18 protein-coding genes and 1 pseudogene are annotated in these 24,234 nt (G+C 72.3%); 18 read left to right on the top strand and 1 reads right to left on the bottom strand.

Annotated features, from left to right (window positions below):
• The first annotated feature begins 227 nt into the window (after positions 1 to 227).
• The 12 genes and pseudogenes from QUG92_RS08030 (at position 228) to holA (ending at position 16,554) form a co-directional block, all read left to right on the top strand.
• Entirely contained in the window at positions 228 to 1,136 is a 909-nt protein-coding gene (locus tag QUG92_RS08030; protein WP_069711141.1) for an ABC transporter ATP-binding protein, read from the top strand.
• Positions 1,133 to 1,849, top strand: coding sequence for an ABC transporter permease (locus QUG92_RS08025; protein WP_289458648.1), 717 nt, complete (start codon positions 1,133 to 1,135; stop codon positions 1,847 to 1,849). Before QUG92_RS08030 ends, QUG92_RS08025 begins: the two co-directional genes overlap by 4 nt.
• Positions 1,846 to 2,574 (top strand): ABC transporter permease, encoded by a 729-nt coding sequence (locus QUG92_RS08020; RefSeq protein WP_069711139.1) that lies wholly within the window; start codon positions 1,846 to 1,848, stop codon positions 2,572 to 2,574. The genes QUG92_RS08025 and QUG92_RS08020 overlap by 4 nt, the downstream gene beginning before the upstream one ends.
• Complete coding sequence (locus QUG92_RS08015) at positions 2,571 to 3,491, top strand: ABC transporter substrate-binding protein (protein WP_083263648.1); 921 nt, start codon at positions 2,571 to 2,573, stop codon at positions 3,489 to 3,491. The genes QUG92_RS08020 and QUG92_RS08015 overlap by 4 nt, the downstream gene beginning before the upstream one ends.
• A gap of 298 nt (positions 3,492 to 3,789) precedes the next feature.
• The gene (locus QUG92_RS08010) at positions 3,790 to 5,202 is read left to right on the top strand and encodes a cytochrome ubiquinol oxidase subunit I (RefSeq protein WP_289458645.1); all 1,413 of its coding nucleotides are present in this window, start codon (positions 3,790 to 3,792) and stop codon (positions 5,200 to 5,202) included.
• Positions 5,202 to 6,206 (top strand): cytochrome d ubiquinol oxidase subunit II, encoded by a 1,005-nt coding sequence (cydB, locus tag QUG92_RS08005; protein ID WP_289458644.1) that lies wholly within the window; start codon positions 5,202 to 5,204, stop codon positions 6,204 to 6,206. The genes QUG92_RS08010 and cydB overlap by 1 nt, the downstream gene beginning before the upstream one ends.
• A 9-nt stretch (positions 6,207 to 6,215) precedes the next feature.
• A complete protein-coding gene (gene cydD, locus QUG92_RS08000) occupies positions 6,216 to 7,874 on the top strand; it encodes a thiol reductant ABC exporter subunit CydD (protein WP_289458643.1) in 1,659 nt (552 codons plus the stop codon).
• Positions 7,871 to 9,559, top strand: coding sequence for a thiol reductant ABC exporter subunit CydC (gene cydC, locus QUG92_RS07995; RefSeq protein WP_289458641.1), 1,689 nt, complete (start codon positions 7,871 to 7,873; stop codon positions 9,557 to 9,559). Before cydD ends, cydC begins: the two co-directional genes overlap by 4 nt.
• 68 nt (positions 9,560 to 9,627) lie before the next feature.
• A complete protein-coding gene (gene leuS, locus QUG92_RS07990; protein ID WP_289458639.1) occupies positions 9,628 to 12,201 on the top strand; it encodes a leucine--tRNA ligase in 2,574 nt (857 codons plus the stop codon).
• Positions 12,202 to 12,297: 96 nt separating this feature from the next.
• Positions 12,298 to 13,095 (top strand): ComEA family DNA-binding protein, encoded by a 798-nt coding sequence (locus tag QUG92_RS07985; protein ID WP_289458638.1) that lies wholly within the window; start codon positions 12,298 to 12,300, stop codon positions 13,093 to 13,095.
• Positions 13,096 to 13,107: 12 nt separating this feature from the next.
• Positions 13,108 to 14,880: pseudogene (locus QUG92_RS07980) on the top strand (ComEC/Rec2 family competence protein); the annotation flags it as partial.
• A gap of 654 nt (positions 14,881 to 15,534) precedes the next feature.
• On the top strand, positions 15,535 to 16,554 hold the full coding sequence (holA, locus tag QUG92_RS07975; RefSeq protein ID WP_289458770.1) for a DNA polymerase III subunit delta: 1,020 nt from the start codon (positions 15,535 to 15,537) through the stop codon (positions 16,552 to 16,554).
• A 245-nt stretch (positions 16,555 to 16,799) separates the two neighbouring features.
• On the opposite strand, the gene rpsT is transcribed toward holA, so the two are convergent.
• The gene (rpsT, locus tag QUG92_RS07970) at positions 16,800 to 17,060 is read right to left on the bottom strand and encodes a 30S ribosomal protein S20 (RefSeq protein WP_069711133.1); all 261 of its coding nucleotides are present in this window, start codon (positions 17,058 to 17,060) and stop codon (positions 16,800 to 16,802) included.
• A 204-nt stretch (positions 17,061 to 17,264) separates the two neighbouring features.
• Between rpsT and QUG92_RS07965 the strand changes: the two genes are divergently transcribed.
• From QUG92_RS07965 to QUG92_RS07940, 6 genes are all read left to right on the top strand, one after another.
• Positions 17,265 to 18,431: a pyridoxal phosphate-dependent aminotransferase gene (locus QUG92_RS07965; protein WP_289458637.1), complete on the top strand. Its 1,167-nt coding sequence runs from the start codon at positions 17,265 to 17,267 to the stop codon at positions 18,429 to 18,431.
• A gap of 154 nt (positions 18,432 to 18,585) precedes the next feature.
• The gene (lepA, locus tag QUG92_RS07960; RefSeq protein ID WP_069711131.1) at positions 18,586 to 20,433 is read left to right on the top strand and encodes a translation elongation factor 4; all 1,848 of its coding nucleotides are present in this window, start codon (positions 18,586 to 18,588) and stop codon (positions 20,431 to 20,433) included.
• Between the two features lie 277 nt (positions 20,434 to 20,710).
• On the top strand, positions 20,711 to 21,334 hold the full coding sequence (locus QUG92_RS07955; protein ID WP_289458636.1) for a hypothetical protein: 624 nt from the start codon (positions 20,711 to 20,713) through the stop codon (positions 21,332 to 21,334).
• 10 nt (positions 21,335 to 21,344) lie between these two features.
• Positions 21,345 to 21,968: a hypothetical protein gene (locus QUG92_RS07950; RefSeq protein ID WP_289458635.1), complete on the top strand. Its 624-nt coding sequence runs from the start codon at positions 21,345 to 21,347 to the stop codon at positions 21,966 to 21,968.
• Positions 21,965 to 22,897, top strand: coding sequence for a S26 family signal peptidase (locus QUG92_RS07945; RefSeq protein ID WP_289458633.1), 933 nt, complete (start codon positions 21,965 to 21,967; stop codon positions 22,895 to 22,897). The genes QUG92_RS07950 and QUG92_RS07945 overlap by 4 nt, the downstream gene beginning before the upstream one ends.
• A gap of 11 nt (positions 22,898 to 22,908) precedes the next feature.
• On the top strand, positions 22,909 to 24,219 hold the full coding sequence (locus QUG92_RS07940; protein WP_182046540.1) for a 3-keto-alpha-glucoside-1,2-lyase-like domain-containing protein: 1,311 nt from the start codon (positions 22,909 to 22,911) through the stop codon (positions 24,217 to 24,219).
• The last annotated feature ends 15 nt before the right edge of the window (positions 24,220 to 24,234 follow it).

The raw sequence follows: 24,234 nt of genomic DNA, 5'->3' as shown, positions 1-24,234 counted from the left end.
CCCGCGGGGACGGACCGAACCGTCGCCGGGACACCACGACGCCCGCGCTCCGCTCCCGGAGCGCGGGCGTCGTGCGCTGTGCGGCGTCCCTCGGAGCGCTCGCTGGGCGCGTTCTCGGCTTGTCCGTTGTCCGCGTTCCGTCATGGTGGGTCGCAACGGAACCGTCGGCGGACCACACGGGTACGCTCATCCGGAGTCGGGCTACCTCCGAACAGAAGGGCACCCACATGATCGAGTTCCGCTCGGTGCGCAAGACGTACCCGGACGGCACCAACGCGGTCGACGACTTCAGCCTCGTCATCCCCTCGCGGACCACCACGGTCTTCGTCGGGTCGAGCGGCTGCGGCAAGACGACCCTCCTCCGCATGATCAACCGGATGGTCGACCCGTCGGCCGGGACGGTGTCGATCGACGGAGAGGACGTCGCCGGTGTCGACCCCGTCCAGCTCCGTCGCCGGATCGGCTACGTGATGCAGAACGCCGGTCTGCTCCCGCACCGCAGGGTCGTGGACAACATCGCCACGGTGCCGCTGCTCACGGGGGTGTCGAAGGGCGAGGCCCGCGCCCGGGCCCTCGAGCTCATGGACACCGTCGGGCTGGACCGGGCCTTCGCGGACCGGTACCCGTCGCAGCTCTCCGGCGGCCAGCAGCAGCGTGTCGGCGTCGCCCGCGGCCTCGCGGTCGACCCGAACGTGCTCCTCATGGACGAGCCCTTCGGTGCGGTCGACCCGCTCGTGCGCACCGACCTGCAGGACGAGCTCATCCGGCTGCAGCGCGAACTCGGCAAGACCGTGGTGTTCGTCACGCACGACATCGACGAGGCGTTCAAGCTCGGCGACCAGGTCGTCATCCTCAAGAAGGGCGGCGAGATCGCCCAGCTCGGCACGCCCGCCGAGATCCTGGCCGCGCCGGCGGACGACTTCGTGGCGAACTTCATCGGCGCCGGTCGCGGCCGTCGTGCCCTGCGGGTCGAGCAGACCCCGACCGGGCCGATCGTCGTCGACGGGGACGGCCGAGCCGCCGGTGTGCTCACCGGCCCCGTCGGTGTCGTCGACGCCGCTGCCGCTGTCCGCTCCGAGGCCGAGGCGCCCACCGGCGCCCCGGGTGCTGCGGCGCAGGGTGGGAGTCCGCGGTGAAGTGGGTGCTGTCCAACCTCGACACGATCGGGGAGGACACGACCTCGCACCTCGCGATCGCGATCCCGCCGATCATCATCGCCTTCCTGCTGTCGATCCCGATCGGGTGGCTCGTCGTCCGGCTGCAGCGGCCCGGCGGCTCCCGCTTCGCGGCCGGCCTCGGCAGCGGCATCGTGACGTTCGCGGGACTGCTCTACGCGATCCCGTCGCTCGCCCTGTTCGTCGCGCTGCCGAGCATCATCGGCACGAGCCTGCAGAGCCCGGTCAACGTCATCATCAGCCTGACGATCTACGGCCTGGCGCTCATGGTCCGGTCGACGGTGGACGGGCTGACCTCGGTGGACGCCGGCACCAAGGCCGCGTCGACGGCGATGGGCTACTCGGGCGTGCAGCGGTTCTTCCGCGTCGAGCTCCCGCTGGCCGGCCCGGTCCTCCTCGCGGGGCTCCGCGTGGTCGCGGTCTCCACCATCTCGCTGACGACCGTCGGCGCGGTGCTCGGGATCCAGAGCCTCGGGTCGCTGTTCACGGACGGTCTCGCCCGCGGCATCTTCGAGGAGATCATCTCCGGCATCGTCATGGTGCTCGTGCTCGCCTTCGCCCTCGACGGTCTGCTCGTCCTGCTCGGTCGGGTCGTCATGCCGTGGACGCGACGCGCGCCACGGAGCCGACGGGCCGCACGTCGCGTGCTCCAGCGTGCGGAGGTGGTCTCGTGATCATCGGTCAGGCCTTCGGCTGGGTGTTCGACCCGGCGAACTACACCGGCTTCAACGCGATCCCGGCCCGGCTCTGGGAGCACGTGTGGATCACGCTCCTCGCGGTGGTCATCGCCTCGGTCATCGCGATCCCGATCGGGTACGCGATCGGGCACACCGGTCGGGCCCGCGGCCTCGCGATCGCGCTGTCCGGCGGCATCCGCGCCCTGCCGACCCTCGGCGTGCTGTCGCTCTTCGGGCTCATGCTCGGCATCGGCCTCCAGGCGCCGTTGCTCGCCCTCGTGATCCTCGCCGTCCCGTCCGTGCTCGCCGGTGCCTACGCGGGCATCGAGTCGGTCGACCCCGTCACGGTCGACGCCGCGAAGGCGCAGGGGATGACCGGCTGGCAGGTGCTCTGGAAGGTGGAGATCCCGCTCGGGCTCCCGCTGCTCATCGGTGGCGTGCGCGCCGCCGTCCTGCAGGTCGTCGCGACCGCCACGCTCGCCGCGTACGTCGGCGCCGGTGGCCTCGGCGGCTACTTCTTCCTCGGCCTCAAGACCCAGGACTACGCCGAGATGCTCGGCGCCTCCATCCTCGTGATCGCACTCGCGATCGCGTTCGAGATCGTGTTCGCCGCGCTGCAGCGGGCGGCGGTGCCGAAGGGCACCGCCGACCCGTCCGCGCGGCAGCGCCAGGGATCGCGCGAGCGAGCCCGCAATCCCATCCCGGAAGGAAACCCATCGTGATCACAGCACGGATCCGCGTCGCCCTCGCCGCCGCAACGGCACTCGGCGTCGCAGCAGCCCTCACCGGCTGCGCCTCGAGCGACCCGCTCAGCAGCGGCTCGAGCGCCTCCTCGGACTCGAAGACCATCGTCATCGGCTCGCAGCAGTACTACTCGAACGAGATCATCGCCGAGCTCTACGCGCAGGTCCTCGAGAAGGACGGCTTCACCGTCCAGCGCAACTTCAACATCGGGCAGCGCGAGGTCTACATCCCGCAGCTCGAGAAGGGCGCGATCGACGTCATGCCGGAGTACAGCGGCAACCTGCTGCAGTACTTCGACAAGTCGTCGACGGCCAAGACCGCCGACCAGATCGACGAGGGCCTCGAGAAGGCGCTGCCGAAGGGCCTGCGCGTCCTCGACGAGGCCGACGCCACGGACCAGGACAGCTACACCGTGACGAAGCAGTTCTCCGAGGAGAACGACGTCACGAGCCTGGCCGACCTGAAGAACGTCAAGGAGAAGCTCACCGTCGGTGCGAACTCCGAGTTCCAGACCCGCCCGTACGGCCCGGACGGTCTGAAGTCGGTCTACGGCGTCGACGTCGACTTCAAGGCGGTCGAGGACTCCGGCGGCGCGCTGACCGTCAAGGCGCTCAAGGACGGCACCGTCCAGCTCGCCGACATCTACAGCGCGGACCCGAGCATCAAGGCGAACGACTTCGTCTCGCTGAAGGACCCGGAGAACCTCATCCTCCCGCAGAACGTCATCCCGGTCGTGTCCGACAAGGTCGACGAGAAGGCCGCGGACGCCATCGACGGGGTGAACGAGAAGCTGACCACGGAGAAGCTCATCGAGCTCAACCAGAAGAGCGTCACCGACAAGGAGAAGGCGTCGGAGATCGCGAAGGACTTCCTCACCGAGGAGGGTCTGCTCTGACCCGGCGCCCCGCGCGCTGAACGCCAGACGACAGACAACAGACGACAGGTGTCGGGCTTCGGCCCGGCACCTGTCGTCGTTCTGCGGGGTGGGTCCGCAGCACCGATGTTCCGCACGGTTGTGCCGATCACAGCCGCTGCACGTTCGTGCAGAGACGGCCTCTACAACTTGTCGAGCCAGGTGTCCGGCCGGTAGCGTGGAGGTGTCCCGACGGCGTGACGAACCTGAAGTCCCACCTCCCGTAGGAAGCAACCAACGTGCACGAACAGCGCGCGGCGACCCGGCTCGGACACGCCGCATGAACGACCTCCTCGATCCGCTCGTCCTGTCGCGGTGGCAGTTCGGGCTCACGACGATCTACCACTTCCTCTTCGTCCCGCTGACGATCGGCATGGCCCTCGTCGTGGCGGTCTTCCAGTCGGCGTGGGTGCGGACCGGTCGGGCGCACTACCTGCAGCTGACGCGCTTCTTCGGCCGGATCTTCCTCATCAACTTCGCGATGGGCGTCGTCACCGGGATCGTGCAGGAGTTCCAGTTCGGCATGAACTGGTCGAACTACGCGCGCTTCGTCGGTGACGTCTTCGGTGCTCCGCTCGCGCTCGAGGGCATCCTCGCGTTCTTCTTCGAGGCCGCGTTCATCGGCATCTGGATCTTCGGGTGGGACCGGCTGCCGCGGGCCCTGCACCTCGCGAGCATCTGGTGCGTGAGCGTCGGCACCATGATGTCGGCGTACTTCATCCTGGCGGCCAACGCCTTCATGCAGCACCCCGTCGGCTTCGCGATCAACGAGGCCAAGGGCCGTGCCGAGCTCACCGACATCTGGGCCGTCCTGACGAACAAGGTCGCCCTCGCCGCGTTCCCGCACACCCTGTTCGGCGCGTTCATGGTGGCTGCCTCGGTCATCGTCGCGGTCGCCGCGTGGCACCTGGCCCGCAACCAGAACCTCGAGACGATGATGCCGGCGCTGAAGTTCGGCATGTGGACGATGCTCGCCTCCGGGGCACTGACCGTGCTCTCCGGCGACCAGCTCGGCCTGACGATGGTCGACACCCAGCCGATGAAGATGGCCGCGGCCGAGGCGCTCTACAACACGTCGACGGGCAAGGACGCCTCGTTCTCGGTCTTCACGCTCGGGACCCCGGACGGTGTGCACGAGCTGTTCTCCATCCGCATCCCGTACCTGCTCTCGTTCCTCTCGACCCACACCTTCACCGGCACGGTCGAGGGCATCAACGACCTGCAGGCGCAGTACACGCAGGTGTACGGCCCGGGTGACTACAAGCCGATCATCTGGGTGACCTACTGGTCGTTCCGCTGGATGATCGCGCTGGGCGTCGGTGCGGTCCTCGTCTCGCTGGCCGGGCTCTGGCTCACCCGGAAGGGCCGCTTCCCGACGCAGCGCTGGGTGTGGCGTGTGGCCACCTGGTCCGTCCCGCTGCCGATGGCCGCGATGATCATGGGCTGGGTCTTCACCGAGATGGGTCGCCAGCCGTGGCTGGTCTTCGGCCTGCTCCGCACCGCGGACGGCGTCTCGCCGAACGTCACCGGGGTCGAGGTCCTCATCTCGCTGGTCGTGTTCACGCTCATCTACGGCGCGCTGGCGGTCGTGGAGTTCGGGCTCATCAAGAAGGTCGCGCAGGAGGGCCCCGCCGCTCCTGCGGAGGTCGACGAGGTCACCGGCGAGGTCGAGCACGAAGTGACGGTGTACTAGTGGATCTCCCCGTTGTCTGGTTCGCGATCGTCGGACTCTTCTTCGTCGGGTACTTCGTCCTCGACGGGTTCGACTTCGGCGTCGGCATGTCCCTGCCGTTCCTCGGCAGGGACGACACCGACCGCCGGGTCCTCATCAACACCATCGGCCCGGTCTGGGACCTCAACGAGACCTGGGTCATCGTCGCCGGCGCGCTCCTCTTCGCGGCGTTCCCGGAGTGGTACGCCACGATGTTCTCCGGCTTCTACCTGGCCCTGCTGCTCATCCTCGCGGCGCTCATCGCCCGCGGGGTGTCGTTCGAGTACCGCCACCAGCGGAAGCACCCGGAGTGGAAGCGCCGCTTCGACCTGATGATCGTCGTCGGCAGCGCGGTGCCGTCCTTCCTCTGGGGCGTCGCGTTCGGCAACGTCGTCCGGGGCATCCCGATGGACGCCGGGCACGACTTCACCGGGACGGTGTTCGACCTGCTCAACCCCTTCGCCCTGCTGACCGGGCTGACGACCCTGCTCGTGTTCTTCACGCACGGCGTGGTCTTCGTGGCGCTCAAGACCGAGGGCGAGATCCGCGAGCGCGCCAAGCGGCTCGCGACCCGGGCGGGCGTGCTGACGATCGTCGTCGCTGCCGCCTTCCTCGTGTCGATGGCGTCCGTCCGCGCGACCCCGTCCAGCCTCGTGCTCTCGGTCGTCGCCGCGCTCGCGCTCGTCCTCGCCGTGCTCTGCAACGCCTGGGGCCGGGAGGGCCGCGCCTTCACCCTGATGGCCGTCACGATCGCCGCGGTGGTCGTGGCGATGTTCACGGCGATCTTCCCGGACGTCATGCCCGCGTCGAACGACCCGGCGAACAGCCTGACCGTCGCCAACGCCTCGAGCAGCGACTACACGCTGACGGTGATGAGCTGGGTGGCCCTGGTGTTCCTCCCGCTCGTGTTCGCCTACCAGGCGTGGACCTACTGGGTGTTCCGCAAGCGTGTGTCGCGGGCGTACATCGCCCGGGCCGCGCACTAGGGCCCGGTCGTGAAGCCCCTCGATCCGCGCCTGCTCCGGCTCTCGCGCACCGCCCGCGGGTCGGTCGTCGCCTCGGCGGCGACCGGCCTGGTGCGGACGCTCGCGACGATCGGCATCGCGTGGGGGATCGCCACCGCCGTCACCCTCGGGGTCGACGCGGTGCGCGACGGCCGCCTCCCCGCGGCGATGTCCCCGACGCTCGCGCTCCTCGCCGCCGCGTTCGTCGTCCGCGCGGTCGCCGCCTGGGCGACGGACGACCTGGCGGCCCGCGCCGGGGCGACGGTGAAGAGCGAGCTCCGGGCGACGGTGCTGGCGCGCGCGGCGGAACGCGGCCCGTCCTGGCTCGCCGCCCGGTCCAGCGCCGGCTTCGCCACGACGCTCGGTCCCGGGCTGGACGCGCTCGACGCCTACTTCGGCCGCTACGTCCCGCAGCTGGCCCTCACGGCCGTGGCGACGCCGGTCCTCCTCGTCGCGATCGGTTCCGCCGACCTGACGAGCGCGCTGGTCATCGTGCTCGCCATGCCCGTCATCCCGGTGTTCATGGTGCTGATCGGACTCGCCACGCAGGCACTCCAGCGGAAGCAGGCGGACGCGCTCGCCCGGCTCGGCGGCGCCTTCACCGAGGCGGTCGAGGGCCTGGCGACGCTGAAGGTCTTCGGTCGCGCGCGTCGGCAGGTCGGCCGCATCGGCAGCGTCACCGACGAGTACCGCCGGGGGACGATCGGGGTCCTCCGGCTGTCGTTCGTCAGCGGCTTCGCCCTCGAGCTCGCGGCGAGCCTGTCCGTCGCCCTCGTCGCCGTCTCGATCGGTGTGCGGCTCGTCGACGGCTCCATGGGACTCGGCGCGGCGATGTTCGTCCTCGTCCTCGCTCCGGAGGCCTTCGCACCGATCCGGCAGGTCGGCGCCGACTTCCACGCCGCGCAGGACGGGGTCGAGGCCTCGGGCGCGGTCCTCGACGTCCTCGACGACCGCACCGCCGTCGCGGCGGCCCGCCCCGACGCGGTACCGGCCCCCGCCGCCGCGGAGCTGGTGCTCGACGGACTGACCGTCCGTCGCCCCGACCTCGTCATCGGGCCGCTCGACCTCCGGGCGGCCCCGGGCACCGTCGTCGCGCTCGCCGGCCCGAGCGGGTCGGGCAAGTCGAGCCTCATCGCCGCGATCCGCGGTGTCCTCGAGCACGACGGCACCGTCGTGGTGCCCGGTCCGGCGGACGCGTCCCGCGCCGAGCGCACCACGTGGGCCGACCAGCGACCGCGGCTCGTCCGCGGCACGGTCGCCGAGAACGTCGCGATGCACGCGGGACCCGACGACGCGGACGTGCGCCGCGCGCTGCGCGAGGCGGGGCTGGGGGTCGAGCCGGGCCTCCCGGTCGGGTCGGACGGAGCCGGTCTGTCGGGTGGTCAGGCCCAGCGGGTCGCCGTCGCCCGTGCGCTGTACCGAGCGCGCCGCGTCCGGACGCCGCTCGTCCTGCTCGACGAGCCGACGTCGGCGCTCGACGCCGAGGCCGAGCGGACCGTCGTCCGCGCCGTGCGGGCCCTCGCCGACGACGGGTCCGTCGTCGTGGTGGCGAGCCACCGGCCCGCGGTGCTCGCCGCGGCCGACGTCCGCGTGGACGTGCTCCCGGGCGGCGCGGTGACGGTCACCACCCGGCAGGGGGTCCGGGCATGAGCCGGGAGGCGCGCGGCACGAGCGTCCTCCGGCTCGCCCTGCCGCACGGGGCCGGCTGGGCGAAGGCGGTCGCCGCCGGCACGCTGAGTGCGGTGTGCGCCGTGGCGCTGCTCGCGGCGAGCGGCTACCTCATCACGCGCGCCGCCGAGCAGCCGCCGATCCTCTACCTGACGCTCGTGATGGTCGGGGTCCGCGCGTTCGCGCTCGGCCGCGCGGCGCTGCGGTACGTCGACCGCCTCGCCGGGCACGACGCGTCCTTCCGGCAGCTCGCGGTCGTCCGGACCGAGATGTACCGGCGACTGGCGTCGGTGGCGCCGGCCGGGCTGGGCTCCACGGGTCGCGGCGACCTGCTCACCCGGCTCGTCACCGACACCGACCGGCTGCAGGACCTGCCGATCCGCGTCGTCGGACCGCTGGTCTCGGCGGGCGTCGTGGCCGTGCTGTCCGTCGTCGCGGTCGCCCTGGTGTGGTGGCCGGCCGCCCTCGTGCTGGTCGCCGCCCTCGCCGTCGCCGCGCTGCTCGGCACCGTCACGACGCTGTCCGTCGCACGGCGCTCGGACCGGGAGACCGCGGCCGACCGGGGCCGCGTCGCCGACCTCGTGCTCGACACGGTCCGGACGCTCGACGTCTTCGCGGCCTACGGCACCCTGCCCGACCGCCTCGCCCGGATCGCCGCGCTCGACGCCCGGGTGACCCGGGCCGTGCGCCGCCGCGCGCGGGTCGAGTCCCTCGTCGGTGCGCTCGTCGCGCTGGTCGGTGGCGGGGCCGTGGTCGGGACCCTCGCGGTCGGGGCGCCGGCGGTGGTGTCGGGTGCGCTCGACGGGCCGCTCTGGGCGCTCGCCGTCTTCGTGCCGCTCGCGCTCTTCGAGGTCGTCGGCGGTGTGCCGCTGGCCGTGCTCACCCTGCGCCGGGTCCGGGCCGCGGCGGAGCGGGTGGAGCGGGTCGTCCCGGCCGTCGTGCCGGCCGGCATCGTGCCCGAGCCGGTCGACCCCGCCGACCCGCGGGACCTCGTCGTCGACGGTCCGGTGACGGTGGTGCTCCGCGATCTGACCGTGCGGTGGCCCGGAGCCGCAGACCCGGCCGTCGACCGGGTGTCGCTCGACCTGCTGCCGGGCGAGGTCATCGTGCTCGAGGGCCCGAGCGGCGCGGGCAAGTCCACCCTGGTCGACGCCCTGGTGCGGTTCGTCGACCACGAGGGGTCCTACACGCTCGACGGCGTCGAGGCGCGGACCATGCACCCGGACGCCGTCCGGGCGCGCGTCGGGCTCGTCGAACAGGACCCGTTCGTGTTCGACCAGACCGTGCGGCAGAACCTGCTGTTCGCGCGGGACACCGCCACCGACGCCGACCTGACCGGCGTGCTCGACCGGGTCGGACTCGGCGACTGGGTGGCGCGACGCGGCGGTCTGGACGCCCGCGTGGGGGAGCGCGGGGTGCTCGTGTCGGGCGGGCAGGCGCACCGGCTCGCGCTCGCCCGGGCGCTGCTGCACGCGTTCCCCGTGCTCGTGCTCGACGAGCCGACCGCGGACGTCGATCCCGACCTCGGCGACGCCGTGCTCCGCGACCTGGTCGGTGCCGCGCGCCAGGCCGGTCGCACGGTCGTCGTGGTGTCGCACGTGCCCGTGCCGACGGACCTGGTGGACCGCACCCTACGGATGCGGGACGGGCGGCTCGTCGCGGGGTGACCGCCCGTGGGACGGGCCGTCCGGGGCGGGCGACGGCCGGGCCTCCAGGCCTTGTACCCTAGGTGATCGTGACCACCGAGCACCCCACTGCACACTCCACCGAGCACGCAGCCGTCGACCCCGACGCGTACGACTTCCGCCGCATCCAGGAGAAGTGGCAGCCCCGCTGGGAGGAACTCGGGCTCTTCACGACGGACCTCGACGACACCCGCCCCCGGAAGTACATCCTCGAGATGTTCCCGTACCCGTCCGGCGACCTGCACATGGGGCACGCCGAGAACTGGGCGCTCGGTGACTTCGTGGCGCGGTACTGGCGGCAGCAGGGGTTCAACGTGCTGCACCCCATCGGCTGGGACTCCTTCGGTCTGCCGGCCGAGAACGCGGCGATCAAGCGGGGGGTCGACCCGAAGGAGTGGACCTACGCGAACATCGAGCAGCAGAAGGCCTCGTTCAAGCGGTACGCGCCCTCGTTCGACTGGACGACCGAGATCCACACCTCGGACCCCGAGTACTACAAGTGGAACCAGTGGCTGTTCCTGAAGATGTACGAGAAGGGCCTGGCGTACCGGAAGGACAGCTGGGTCAACTGGGACCCGGTGGACCAGACCGTGCTCGCGAACGAGCAGGTCCTGCCGGACGGCACGTCCGACCGCTCGGGTGCCGTCGTCGTCAAGAAGAAGCTGACGCAGTGGTACTTCGCGATCACGAAGTACGCCGACCGGCTGCTCGACGACCTCAACCAGCTCGAGGGGCGGTGGCCGGCGAAGGTCATCGCGCAGCAGCGCAACTGGATCGGTCGCTCGGTCGGTGCGGACGTCGACTTCGTCATCGAGGGGCGCGACGAGCCCGTCACGGTGTTCACCACGCGGCCGGACACCATCCACGGGGTGACGTTCCTCGTGGTGGCGCCGGACTCCGACCTGGCGGCGGAGCTGGTCTCCTCTGCTCCTGACGACGTGCGGGCCGGCTTCGACGCGTACCTGACGGCGACCCAGAAGACCTCCGAGATCGACCGGCAGAACGCCGACCGCCCGAAGACCGGTGTGCCGCTCGGCCGCTCGGCGATCCACCCGCTCACGGGTGAGCGCCTGCCGATCTGGGCAGCCGACTACGTGCTCGCCGACTACGGCCACGGCGCGGTCATGGCCGTGCCCGCGCACGACCAGCGCGACCTCGACTTCGCACGGGCCTTCGACCTGCCCGTCAAGGTCGTCGTCGACACGAACCAGCCCGTCACCGGTGCGATCCCGGTCATCCCCGAGGGCGCGGCGCTCGAGGACCTGCCCGCGCTCGACCCGGCGTCGACCGGCGAGGCCCTGACCGGCCAGGGGCGGATGATCAACTCCGGCCCGCTCGACGGGATGTCGAAGCAGCACGCGATCACCGCCGCGATCTCGCTGCTCGAGGAGCGCGGTACCGGCCGTGCCGCCAAGACGTACCGCCTGCGTGACTGGCTCATCTCGCGCCAGCGCTTCTGGGGGACCCCGATCCCGATCATCCACGGCGCCGACGGCACCGAGCACCCGGTCCCGATGGACCAGCTGCCGGTGCGCCTGCCGTCGACCGAGGGCCTCGACCTCAAGCCGAAGGGCACCTCGCCGCTCGGCGGGGCGACCGACTGGGTGAACGTGCCGAACCCGGTCGACGGGACGCCTGCGCTGCGGGACACCGACACGATGGACACCTTCGTCGACTCGTCGTGGTACTTCCTGCGCTTCCTGTCCGCGCAGGACGACACGCAGGCGTTCGACCCGTCGGCCGCGCGGAAGTGGGCGCCGGTCGACCAGTACATCGGCGGCATCGAGCACGCGATCCTGCACCTGCTGTACGCGCGCTTCGTGACGAAGGTCCTGTTCGACCTCGGGTACCTCGACTTCACCGAGCCGTTCTCGGCGCTGCTCAACCAGGGCATGGTGCTGTCGGGCGGCTCGAAGATGTCGAAGTCGAAGGGTGGCGTCTCGCTCGGCGACGAGCTCGACGCGAACGGCGTCGACGCGATCCGTCTCGTGATGGGCTTCGCCGGACCGCCGGAGGACGACATCAACTGGGAGGACGTGTCGCCGTCGGCGTCCGCGCGCTTCCTGGCCCGCGCGTACCGCCTGGCGCTCGACGTCACATCGTCCCGTGACGCGGTCTGGGCGGACGGCGACCGGGCGCTCCGGCAGGTCACGCACCGGTTCCTCGCCGACGCCCCCGGGCTCATGGAGGCGTTCAAGTTCAACGTCGTCATCGCGCGGCTCATGGACCTGGTCAACGTCACCCGCAAGGCGATCGACAGCGGCCCCGGCGCGGGCGACCCCGCCGTCCGCGAGGCCGTCGAGACCGTCGCGCTCGCCCTGAGCGTCTTCGCGCCGTACACCGGCGAGGAGATGTGGGAGAAGCTGGGACACGAGGCCACCGTCGCCACCCACGGCTGGCGGAAGGCCGACCCGACGCTGCTCGTGCAGGACACGCTGACCGCGGTCGTGCAGGTCAACGGCAAGGTGCGCGACTCGTTCGAGGTGTCGAAGTCGATCGAGGCCGACGAGCTCGAGCAGCTCGCACGGTCGTCGGCGAACGTCCAGCGGTACATCGGCGACCGGGAGATCGTGAAGGTGATCGTCCGGGCGCCGAAGCTCGTGAACATCGCCATCAAGGGCTGACACCACTCCTCCCCAGTCGACCGGCCCGGCGGCCTCCTCCACAGTGCGGAGTCGCCGGGCCGTCCTCGTGTGCGGGTGCGCCCTAGCGTGCCGGTCATGTCCCACGACCCGCCCGTCACGTCGCCCTCGTCCGGCTCCGCGTCGACCGGAGCGCGGTGGTGGGAGCGGTGCACGCTGAGCCCGCGGGCGGCACTGGTGCTCGCCGCGGTGGTGGTCGTCGTCGCCCTCGTGGTCGTGGCGGTCGGGACCCTGCGCGGGCGGTCGTCGGGCGAGGTGACCGTGACGGGAGGCTCGCAGCCGGCTCCGACGGTCCCGTCGCCGTCCGGCGGGGGTCCGGTTCCGAGCGGTCCCGCCGCGGTCGGGAGCGTCGCGCCGTCCGCGTCCGCGGCCGTCGCCGCGGTGTACGTGCTCGGTGCCGTCCGGCACGCGGGGGTCGTCGAGGTCCCCGTCGGGACCCGCGTGGACGCCGAGCTGGAACGTGCCGGGGGAGCGGCGGAGGACGCGGACCTCGCGCGGCTGAACCTCGCCCGGGCCGTCGTGGACGGCGAACGGCTCTACGTGCCGCGGGTGGGCGAGACGTCGGTCCCCGAGGCGCTCGGGCCGGACGTCACGGGCGGCAGCGGGACCGCCGGCGGCGCATCGGTCGGTGGGGCCGGCGGCGGGGTTGGCAGCGGGGCGGGCGGCACCGCCGGCGGGCCGGACGCGGTCGTCGACCTGAACACGGCGGACCAGGCGACGCTCGAGACCCTCCCGGGCATCGGACCGGCACTCGCCGGGCGGATCATCGCGTGGCGCGAGGAGCACGGCGGGTTCTCGTCGGTCGACGACCTGCTCGACGTCAGCGGCATCGGTCAGGCGCGCCTCGACGACCTGCGCGACCGGGTCCGGGTCTGAGGGGTCGGGCACGTGGACCCGGCACCGCACCCCGCCGACCTGCGACTCGGCGGCCCGGTCGCCTTGGCGTGGGTGACCGCGGCACTGCTCGTCGGCCGGCCCGGAGCGGCGTGGTGGACGGTGGGCACGACGGGGACGGTCGGCGTGGTCGTCCTCACGCTGCTCGTGCTGCGGACCGGGAGCGGCGTCCGCGTGCTGCCGCCGGTGCTCGCCCTCCTCGCGACCACGGCGGCGTGCTGCACGCTCGTGGGCGTCGCGGTCGGGGTCGGGTACCCGGAACGGTCGCCCGCGGTGCTCGCCGAGGCCGCAGGACGGACGACGGAGGTCGAGGTCGTGCTCACGCGCGACCTCGGCGACGCCGATCGGTCGACGACCGGCACGCTCCGGCGCCTCGGCGGGACCGGGGGCCTGGACGTGCCGGTCCGGATCGTGCCGGCCGTGCCGACCCGAGCGCCCGCCGGAGCGGTGCTCACGGGGCGCGCCTCGGTGGAGTCGGACGACGGCGGCGGGCCCGAGGCGGCGGTGGTGTTCCTCCGCGGGGCGCCGGCGGTCGACCCGCCGACGGGTGTGCTCGCCGCGACCGACCGGGTGCGGCAGGCGTTCGTGCGGGTCACCGACGGCCTGCCGGAACCGGGCGGCGCGCTGCTCCGCGGTCTGGCGATCGGCGACCGGAGCGGGCTCGACCCCGGCACCGAGTCCGCCATGGAGACCGCGGCGCTCACCCACCTCACCGCCGTCTCCGGGTCGAACTGCGCGGTCGTCGTCGCGCTCGTCGTCGCCGTGGGGCGTGGCGTCGGACTCCCGCGGCCGTGCCGCGCCGCCCTCGCGGGCGGGTTCCTCGTCGCGTTCGTGGTGCTCGTCCGCCCCGACCCCTCGATCGTCCGGGCCGCGGTGATGGCGGTGGTGGTCCTCGGTGTCCGACTGTCCGGGCGACCGGTGCGCGGTGTCCCGCTCCTCGCCCTCGCGGTGCTCGGCATGCTCGTCGTGGACCCCTGGTACGCCCGCTCGGTCGCCTTCGCCCTCTCCGTCCTGGCGACCGCGGGGATCGTCGTCCTCGCCCCGCCGCTCACCGCGCTGCTGTCCCGACGGCTCTGGACCCCGTTCGCGGCGGCCCTGTCGGTGCCCGTCGCCGCGCAGGTCGCGTGCTGGCCGGTCACCGTCGTCCTGTCCCCGACGCTGCCGACCTTCGCGGTGCCGGCGAACCTGCTGACCGAACCGCTCGCGCCGGTGGTCACGGTGACGGGGCTCCTCGCGTGCCTGCTCGCGCCGGTCTGGCCGTGGGGAGCGGCGGTGACGGCACACGTCGCGTGGGTGCCCGCGGCCTGCATCGGGGTCGTCGCCACGACGACCGCCGGGCTGCCGGCGGCCGAGCTCGACTGGCCCGTCGGCGTCACGGGGATCGCCACCGCCGGCCTGGTCAGCCTGGCGGTCGCCGCGGCCGTGCTCGCACGGGGGCGGACGCGGGCACGGCTGCTCGTCGCCGCCGCAGCGGTCGTCGTCCTCGGTGTCGGGGTCGTCGCCGTGCCGCGGCTCGTCGTCCAGGGGACCGTGCCGGGGGACTGGTCGGTCGTCGCCTGCGACGTCGGGCAGGGCGACGCCGTGCTGGTGCGCGACGGGAAGGGGCCGGTGGCGCTCGTCGACACCGGCGACGACGAGCCCGCGCTCCGCCGGTGCCTCGACCTGCTCGGGGTCGAGCGGATCGACCTGCTCGTGCTCACGCACTTCGACCGCGACCACGTCGGCGCGGTCGGGGCCGTCGCGGACCGGACCGACCGTGCGCTGGTCGGTCCGGTGGGCAGGGCCGAGGACGACCAGGTGCTCCGCGTGCTCGAGGACGCCGGGGTCGACCTGCGCACCGGCGACGACGGCACGGCGGGCACCCTCGGACGGCTCCGCTGGCGGCTGGTGGGGCCACCGGCGGGGGCGGCGGCGTCGGGCAACGACGCGAGCCTGGTCCTCGAGACCGCCGCCGGACCGGGGTGCGACCACTGCGTCTCCGACGTGTTCCTCGGGGACCTCGGGGAGCGCGCCCAGCGCCGGCTCCGGCCCCTCGTCGAGACCCGGCCGGACGTCGTGAAGGTCGCGCACCACGGGTCGTCCGACCAGGACCCCGCGCTCTACCGGCAGCTCGCGGCACCCGTCGGGCTCATCGGCGTCGGGGCGGACAACACGTACGGACACCCGACCCGGACGGCACTCGACGCGCTCCGGGCGGCCGGGACCACCGCGTTCCGGACCGACCGCCAGGGCACGATCGTCGTGTCACGGGACGGCGGAGGCGCGCTCCGTGTCTGGACGGAGCGTGCCGCGGACGACGGCCCACCGGCGGACCCCACGGCAGCGCCGCCCGCCGTGGGGCCGGCGGCGGAGCGTCCCCGGTGGCCCGTAGGATCGACGCAGGCCCGGACCCGCTCGACCCGGCGCCGACGGAAGGAACGCATGCCCGCCAAGAAGCCCGCGCGCGCCGCGGCGAAGATCGACCAGGTACCGTGGTCGGGCGTCCGCCCGGCACCGGTCGTGCTCGTCACCGGACCCGAGCAGTTCCTGGCGGAGCGTGCGAGCAGCGTCCTCCGTGACCTGCTCCTGGGCGAGGACCCGGCGCTCGAGGTGCACGACCTCGAAGCGGACCAGTACGCCCCCGGCCTCCTCGCGACGCTGGCGAGCCCGTCGCTCTTCGGCGAACCCCGGCTCGTGCGCGTCACCAACGTCGAGAAGTGCACCGACGCCTTCATCACCGAGACGATCAGCTACCTGCAGGCACCGGCCGACGACGTCACCCTGGTGCTGCGGCACGGCGGCGGTGTGCGCGGGAAGAAGCTCCTCGACACCATCCGCAGCGGTGTCGGCGGCGGCGTCGAGGTGCAGTGCGACGAGCTCAAGCGCGACACCGACAAGGCGGACTTCGTGAACGCGGAGTTCCGGGCGGCCCGACGCCGGATCGCGCCCTCGGCGGTGCGGACGCTCGTCGCGGCCTTCGCCGACGACCTGGCCGAGCTCGCCGCCGCGTGCCGGCAGCTGCTCGCCGACGAGGCCGAGGAGATCACCGACCGCGTCGTCGACAAGTACTACGGCGGCCGCGTCGAGACGAACGCGTTCAAGGTCGCCGACATCGCGCTCGCGGGCCGGTCGGCTCCGGCGATCGTCGAGCTCCGGCACGCGCTGGCGACGGGGGAGGCCCCGGTGCCGATCGTCGCGGCGTTCGCGAGCAAGATCCGCACGATGGCGAAGGTCAGCGCCTTCCGCGGCCCGAGCGGCCAGGCGGCGTCCGCGCTCGGCATGGCGCCGTGGCAGGTCCAGCGCGCACAGCGTGACGTGGCGGGGTGGAGCGAGGCCGGGCTGGCGAACGCGATCACGAGCATCGCTGCGGCGGACACCGCGGTGAAGGGTGGGTCGCGTGACGCGCACTACGCACTCGAGGTGATGGTGCGCACCATCGCCCGACGCGGCGAGGACCGCTGAGGCGACCCGGGCCTCCCGGCCGGCTGCGCACGTCGCGCTCCCGGTTGTGCCGGCCGCCGCTCCGAACCACGGAAGCGACGTCGAACCAGCCGTGCGCGCTGGTTCGACGTCGCAACCGTGGTTCGACACCATGAGAGACGTCGCCGCGCCGCCACTCCCGCACCACCCGCGAACGACGAGAGCCCCGCACCACCGGTGCGGGGCTCTCGGCAGGACGGTCAGGGACCGTCCCGAGGATCAGCGACTCAGAGCGCCGAGACCTTCTTGGCGATGGCCGACTTGCGGTTCGCCGCCTGGTTCTTGTGGATGACGCCCTTGCTCACGGCCTTGTCGAGCTTCTTCGAGGCGAGGACCAGCGCCGCAGCGGCCTTGTCCTTGTCGCCCGAGGCGACGGCCTCGTTCGTGTGACGGATGACCGTCTTGAGCTCCGAGCGGTAGGCCTTGTTGCGCTCCTGGGCCTTCAGGTTGGTCTTGATGCGCTTCATCTGCGACTTGATGTTCGCCATGCGTGTTGCTCCTTGATCGTCTCTACGGGTGGTCGCGACCGCTGGGTAGAGGGGCCCTTGGTCGCATCGCGTTCCACCCGTGGGCGGGGAACGCGGAAGCCAGCCACCAACACTACCAGCAGGACGGGCTGGCGCCAAAGGACCGGACGCGCGCGCGTCGCTGACGAAACGCGGCCGCAACACGCGAGCGGCTACCGTGTCGACGTGCCCTCCCTCGCCCCCAGGATCGAGACCGTGCCCGCATCCGGCATCCGCCGCGTCTACGAGCAGGCCGCCCTGCTGCAGGCCGACGGCACCGACGTCGCGATGCTCGTCATCGGCGAGCCGGACGTCGCCGTCGCACCGCACATCGGCGAGGCCGCCCGTCGCGCGTGGTCCGAGGACCGCACCGACTACACGCCGAACGGCGGCATCGCACCCCTCCGGGCGGCGATCCGCGACAAGCTCCGCCGCGAGAACCGCATCGACGTCGACCCGGAGCAGGTCTGGTTGACGATCGGCGCGACGCAGGCGCTGTTCCAGGCGATGACGCTCGTGCTGAGCCCGGGTGACGAGGTCCTCGTGCCGGACCCGGGCTACACGACCTTCACGATGAACGCGCACATCATCGGCGCGACCCCGGTGCCGTACCGGCTCGAACCGCAGCACGACTTCGAGCCCGACCTCGAGGCGCTCGAGGCGAGCATCACCGAGCACACCCGGGCGATCGTGGTGAACTCCCCGTCGAACCCCCTCGGCTCGGTGTTCGGCGAGGAGACCCTCCGCGCGCTGCTCGCCCTGGCGAAGCGGCACGACCTGTGGGTGATCAGCGACGAGGTCTACGAGTACTTCACCCACGGCACGCGCCACGTGAGCATCGCCGCGCTCGACGAGGACGACCGGGTCTTCACGGCGTTCTCGCTGAGCAAGACCTACGCCATGACCGGCGTCCGCGTCGGGTACCTCGTGACGCCGAAGGGACTCGGGCCGACCATGCGCACGACGCAGGAGGCGATGATCAGCTGCGTCGCCGAGCCCGACCAGTGGGCCGCGCTCGCGGCGATCGTCGGCGACCACCAGGCCGTGCAGGACGCCCGCGAGCACTACCGCGCCAACCTGGCGGTGGCGAAGGAGGTCCTCGACGCCGGCGGCATCCGCTACCTCGACCCCCGCGGGGCCTTCTACCTGTGGATCGACGTCTCGCACGCCTCCGGAGGCGACGTCGCCGAGTGGGCGCTGGCGCTCCTGCACCGCGAGCACGTCGCGGTCGCGCCCGGCAGCGCCTTCGGCCGGTCCGGCGAGGGCTGGGTCCGCGTGTGCCTCGCGGCCACCCCGGAGGACCTGCGCCGCGGCCTGGGCGCACTGCCGACGCCCGCCACGGTGACCGCCTGACGGACGGGAGGCCCGCGCCGGCCCCGCCGCGCGCCTCCCGTCCGTCCTGCACAGTCGTGGCGTCGCGCCCGGTTCCCACAGGGCAGCACCTGATGCGCGCTGCGCGCGCACAACCGTGGGACAATCGTCCGACCGCACCGACCCCTGAGGAACCGTGAGCCCACAAGCATCCGCGCCGCTCGAGCCCGCCGCGACCCCGGCCGAGGCGATCCGCAACTTCTGCATCATCGCGCACATCGACCACGGCAAGTCCACGCTGGCCGACCGCATGCTGCAGATCACCGGCATCGTCGAGGACCGCGCGATGCGTGCGCAGTACCTCGACCGGATGGACATCGAGCGCGAACGCGGCATCACGATCAAGTCGCAGGCCGTGCGCATGCCGTGGGAGCTCGACGGCGAGACCTTCGCGCTGAACATGATCGACACGCCGGGGCACGTCGACTTCTCGTACGAGGTCTCCCGCTCGCTCGCCGCGTGCGAGGGTGCGATCCTGCTCGTCGACGCCGCGCAGGGCATCGAGGCACAGACGCTGGCCAACCTCTACCTGGCGCTCGAGAACGACCTCGAGATCATCCCGGTGCTCAACAAGATCGACCTGCCCGCCGCCGACCCGGACAAGTACGCCGCCGAGCTCGCGCAGCTCATCGGCGGCAAGCCGGAGGACGTCCTCCGCGTCTCGGGCAAGACCGGTGTCGGTGTCGCCGAGCTCCTCGACCGCGTGGTCCGCACCGTGCCGGCCCCCGTCGGTGACGTCGAGGCGGCACCCCGCGCGATGATCTTCGACTCGGTCTACGACAGCTACCGCGGTGTGGTGACCTACGTCCGGATGATCGACGGCACGATCCACCCGCGCGAGAAGGTCCAGATGATGTCGACCAGGTCGACGCACGAGATCCTCGAGATCGGTGTGTCGTCGCCCGAGCCGAAGCCCACGAAGGGGCTCTCGGTCGGCGAGGTCGGCTACCTCATCACCGGCGTGAAGGACGTCCGGCAGTCGAAGGTCGGCGACACGGTCACGACGGCGCAGAAGCCCGCGACCGAGGCCCTGCCGGGCTACACGGACCCGAAGCCGATGGTGTTCTCGGGGCTGTACCCGATCGACGGCTCCGACTACCCCGACCTGCGCGAGGCCCTCGACAAGCTCAAGCTCTCGGACGCGGCGCTCGTGTACGAGCCGGAGACCTCCGTGGCGCTCGGCTTCGGCTTCCGCTGCGGTTTCCTCGGCCTCCTGCACCTCGAGATCATCACCGAGCGCCTCTCGCGTGAGTTCGGCCTCGACCTCATCACGACGGCCCCGAGCGTGATCTACGAGGTCACGAACGAGGACACGACCGTGACCGAGGTCACGAACCCGTCCGAGTTCCCGGGCGGTCGCATCGTCGAGGTCCGCGAGCCCATGGTCCGCGCCGCGATCCTCGCGCCGAAGGACTACGTCGGCGCGATCATGGAACTGTGCCAGTCGCGCCGCGGCTCCCTGCTCGGCATGGAGTACCTCGGCGAGGACCGCGTCGAGATCCGGTACGAGATGCCCCTCGGCGAGATCGTCTTCGACTTCTTCGACCAGCTGAAGAGCAAGACGCAGGGCTACGCCTCGCTCGACTACGAGCCGACCGGCGATCAGGCAGCCGACCTCGTCAAGGTCGACATCCTGCTGCAGGGCGAACAGGTCGACGCCTTCAGCGCGATCGTGCACCGCGACAAGGCCTACGCGTACGGCACGCTCATGACCGAGCGGCTCCGCAAGCTCATCCCGCGGCAGCAGTTCGAGGTTCCGATCCAGGCTGCGATCGGCGCCCGGATCATCGCCCGCGAGAGCATCCGGGCGATGCGCAAGGACGTCCTCGCGAAGTGCTACGGCGGTGACATCACCCGCAAGCGCAAGCTCCTCGAGAAGCAGAAGGAGGGCAAGAAGCGCATGAAGATGGTGGGTCGCGTCGAGGTGCCGCAGGAAGCCTTCATCGCGGCGCTCTCCGGGGACGTCGAAGAGAAGAAGAAGTAGGGGCGGGACCCTCCCCAGGTCCGCCCCGGCCATCCGCTTCCCGCAGGACGGCGCACCGGTCGAGGCGCCGTCCGACGCGCTGACACGCTCCCGAACAGGGCGGACCGTTCTGTCTGCCCGTACTTTGGGGGACCCAGAACGGCTGCAGGTCTATACAGTCGCATGTGACCGTGTGGTGGTGAACACCACTCAGTTCAGCGGACCCGGCCGCTGCGATCGCGCGCGACCCTGCGCGGCGATCGTTCCCGACCCGGGTGCACACGGAGGTGCGAACCCGATGTCACGTCATGCAACACCTGTCAGCCGCGCACAGCGGCAGCGTCTCAACCTCGCCGTCATCGCCGCCGGCCTCGCCGCCGCGGTGGTGCTCGCATTGACCTTCAGCGGCACGCTGTCCGTCTTCACGCAGGCCTTCCTGCACGGCACCAACACGGTGTCCACCTCCACGATCCGGATCGCGGAGACCACCGCCGACGGGTCGCCCGGAGCCTGCACGACCGGTTCCGACGGCACGGCGAGCTGCACCGACCCGAACCTCTACGGCGGGGAGTCGCTGCGTCCCGGGGACTCCTCGACCACCCAGACGATCTACTTCGCGAACACCGGGACGGCGACGCCCACCGGGTTCCGACTCACGGGCGGCCCCTGCGCCACCTCGCCCGCGAGCGGCTCGGACCTCTGCAACCAGCTCGTCGTGAAGATGACGTGGCGTGGTGCGGACGTGCTGCCCGCCTCCACGACGCCCGCGTACCTGGCGGCCAACGCGATCACGCTGCCGAACCCGCCCGCGGCGAACGAGCGCATCCCGCTCACCGTCCAGGTCACGCTGCCGCAGAACGCCACCGCGCCGACGTCCGGCGTGACCCTCTCCCAGGCCCTCACCTCCACCTTCTCCGCCTGACGGTGCCGTCGTGGGCAGGCACTCGACGGTCGTCCGCCGCACCCCGGTGCGCACGGGCTGGTTCATCGCGGCGGCGGGACTCGTCGCCTCGGTCGCCCTCGCGCTGACGACGACCGGCACGATGTCGGCGTACACGGCATCGATCTCGAACACCACGAACACGGCGAACACCGTCTCGATCGAGATGACGCAGGGTCCGGACGCGTCGACCGTGGCGTGCCGGAGCACCGCCACGGGCACCACGACGTGCTCGACCGACCTGTACGCCGGCACGAACCTCCGGCCGGGGGACACCACGCGCGGCACCTCGACGGTGATCAAGAACACCGGCGGGGTCGCAGCGTCGGCGTTCTCCCTCGCTCCCGGGGTCTGCAACGGCACCGTCTCGACCTCGAACAGCATCTGCTACTGGCTGCTCGTCACCGTGACGTGGACGACGCCGTCGGGGACGACGACCGTCATCTCCAAGCAGAACGCGGGCGCGATCGGCGGCAAGAGCTTCGCCATCAGCCCCGCTCCGGCTGCCGGCCAGGGCGGGACGGCGACCGTGACGGTCTCCCTCGACCCCGCGGCGCCGAACGACTCGCAGGCGCAGACCATGAACCAGTCCCTCGTGTGGACGTTCACCGCATGACCGGCGGACTCGTGGCCGGTGTCGGCGGCACGGCGGTGCCCCGTCGCCGGCGTGCCCCGGGTCGGGCGGTGCCGGTCCGGGTCGTCGTCACGATCGCCGCGGTCCTGCTCGTGCTGCTCGTCGTCGGCGCCGCGATGGCCGCCGGCGTCCGCACCTTCGACGTCCGGACGCCGTCGATGGGCCGCACGGCGCCCGTGGGGTCGCTCGTCGTGACGGTGCCGCCGGGACAGCACCGTCTGGCCGTCGGCGACGTCGTCACCTTCGTGCCGCCGGTCGCGGCGGGCGGGGGCACGGCGGCGCGGTTGCCCTACACGCACCGCATCACCGCGGTCGCGGACGGCGCGATCACGACCAAGGGCGACGCGAACGGCGCGGCGGACGCCTGGACCATCACCCGCGGCGACGTCGTCGGCCGGGTCGTCGCGGTGCTGCCGGGAGCGGGCTGGGTGCTCCGGATGCTGCCCTGGGCGGTCGGCGGCGTCGGCGTCGTCTGGCTCCTCACCGGGTTCCTCCCCGGTCGCGCCGGTCGCACCGCCGCCCGGCTCGTCGGCGTGAGCGTCGTCCTGGCCGTCGTGGTCGCGGTCTTCCGCCCCTTCGTCGCGCTCGTGGTCACCGGGGTCGAGGCGGGGGCCCGACCGGTCGCGGACGTCGTGTCCACGGGGCTGCTGCCGGTCCGCGCCGTCGGACCGGCCGGCGCGTCCGAGCGGCTCGTCAGCGGGGCGGTCGGGCAGGTGCCCCTGCCGCCCGGGACCGACGGGGCGGTGGCGATCGCGGCGCGGCTCGACCTGACCCCCGCCGGGTGGGTGGCCCTCGTGGTGCTCTGCGGCGTGCCGCTCGTCGTCGGCGTCCTCCTCGCGCGGCCGCGGTACCGTGGCGGGCGACCGGCGGGGACCCGGGACGAGGACGTCGAGCCGGCGGTGGCCTCGTGAGCCTCCCGCCCGTGACCCTCCGGCCCGCGACCCTGCTCGGCGTGCTCGCCGTCGCCGTGCTGGCCCTGGTGACCGGCGTCACCACGACGTCCGGCTCGACGCAGGCCGCGTACACCGCGGCGCTGTCGAACCGGAGCGCCGCGAGCACGGCGTCGGACTACTCCCGGACGAACCTGCCGTTCCGCGACTCCTTCGCCGGCGGTCAGGGGGCGTGGCGGACGTACAACGGCACGTGGACGACGCAGACCGTGAACGGGTACGGCACCTTCACCGAGACGTCCGGCTCGTCCGACGGGCCGAAGGCCGTGACCGGCGACCCCGGGTGGACCGACTACACCATGCAGGCCGACGTGCAGGTGAACTCCGGAACGGACGCCGGGCTCCTGGTCCGCGTCACGCAGCCCGCGACGGGCACGAACGCCTTCACCGGCTACTCGGTCGGTCTCTCGCTGACGGACAACACGCTGGCGATCAGCCGGACGAACAACGGCACGACCACTCCGCTGGCGCGGTCGACCATCGCGGGCACCCTCCGCGCCGGGCAGTACTACCACGTCGTCGTCCAGGCGGCCGGGTGCGGCATCACCGCGTGGTCATCGACCGTCGGCGCGAACGACTGGACGAAGGTCAACGCGTCGGAGTCGTCGACCGACTGCCTGACGAAGGGCGCGGTCGGCCTGCGCGGCAACGCGAGCGCGGCCGGCTTCCGGTTCGTCACCGTGACCGCCGGCGCACTGTCGGCCTCCGTGGCGTCGGCCCCGTACAACTCGACCCTGACGACCGGCCGCTTCGAGGACGGCGCACCCGCGCGGGTCTACGGCGGCACCTGGGCGATCGACCAACCCGAGGAGCGGATCCGCAGCGTCACGTACTCCGGCCAGGACGGCGACAAGCAGGTCCTCAACCGGGTCTGGGGCGACATGACGCTGACCGGCGACGTCCGGCTGATGCGGAAGCCGACCGGTGGGACCGACGCGGGCTTCAACGTCCGAGTGAACGACCCGTCCACCGGCCCGGACTCCCTCCGCGCCTACTACGTGGGCCTCAGCGCATCGGGCATGGTCATCGGTGAGCACAAGAACCCGGGGTTCACCGGGACCTTCGTGTCGTTCGGCCGCACGGTGCAGGCCGAGGAGTGGTGGCACCTCACCGTCGAGGCCGTGGGCTGCACGATCACGGCGACCGCCTCGCCCTCGGCCGGCGGGACACCGGTGCAGGGGAAGGCGGACTTCGGCAGCTGCTCGCTGACCACCGGTGCGGTCGGCATCCGCGAGCAGGGGCTCGAGGCGCAGTGGCGGAACATCGCGGTCACGCCCCGCTGACCTCGTGCGTGTCCC

The organism is Curtobacterium citri (genome assembly GCF_030362955.1).
Taxonomy (GTDB): Bacteria; Actinomycetota; Actinomycetes; order Actinomycetales; family Microbacteriaceae; genus Curtobacterium; species Curtobacterium citri.
This window is presented reverse-complemented; position numbering and strand designations above follow the sequence as displayed.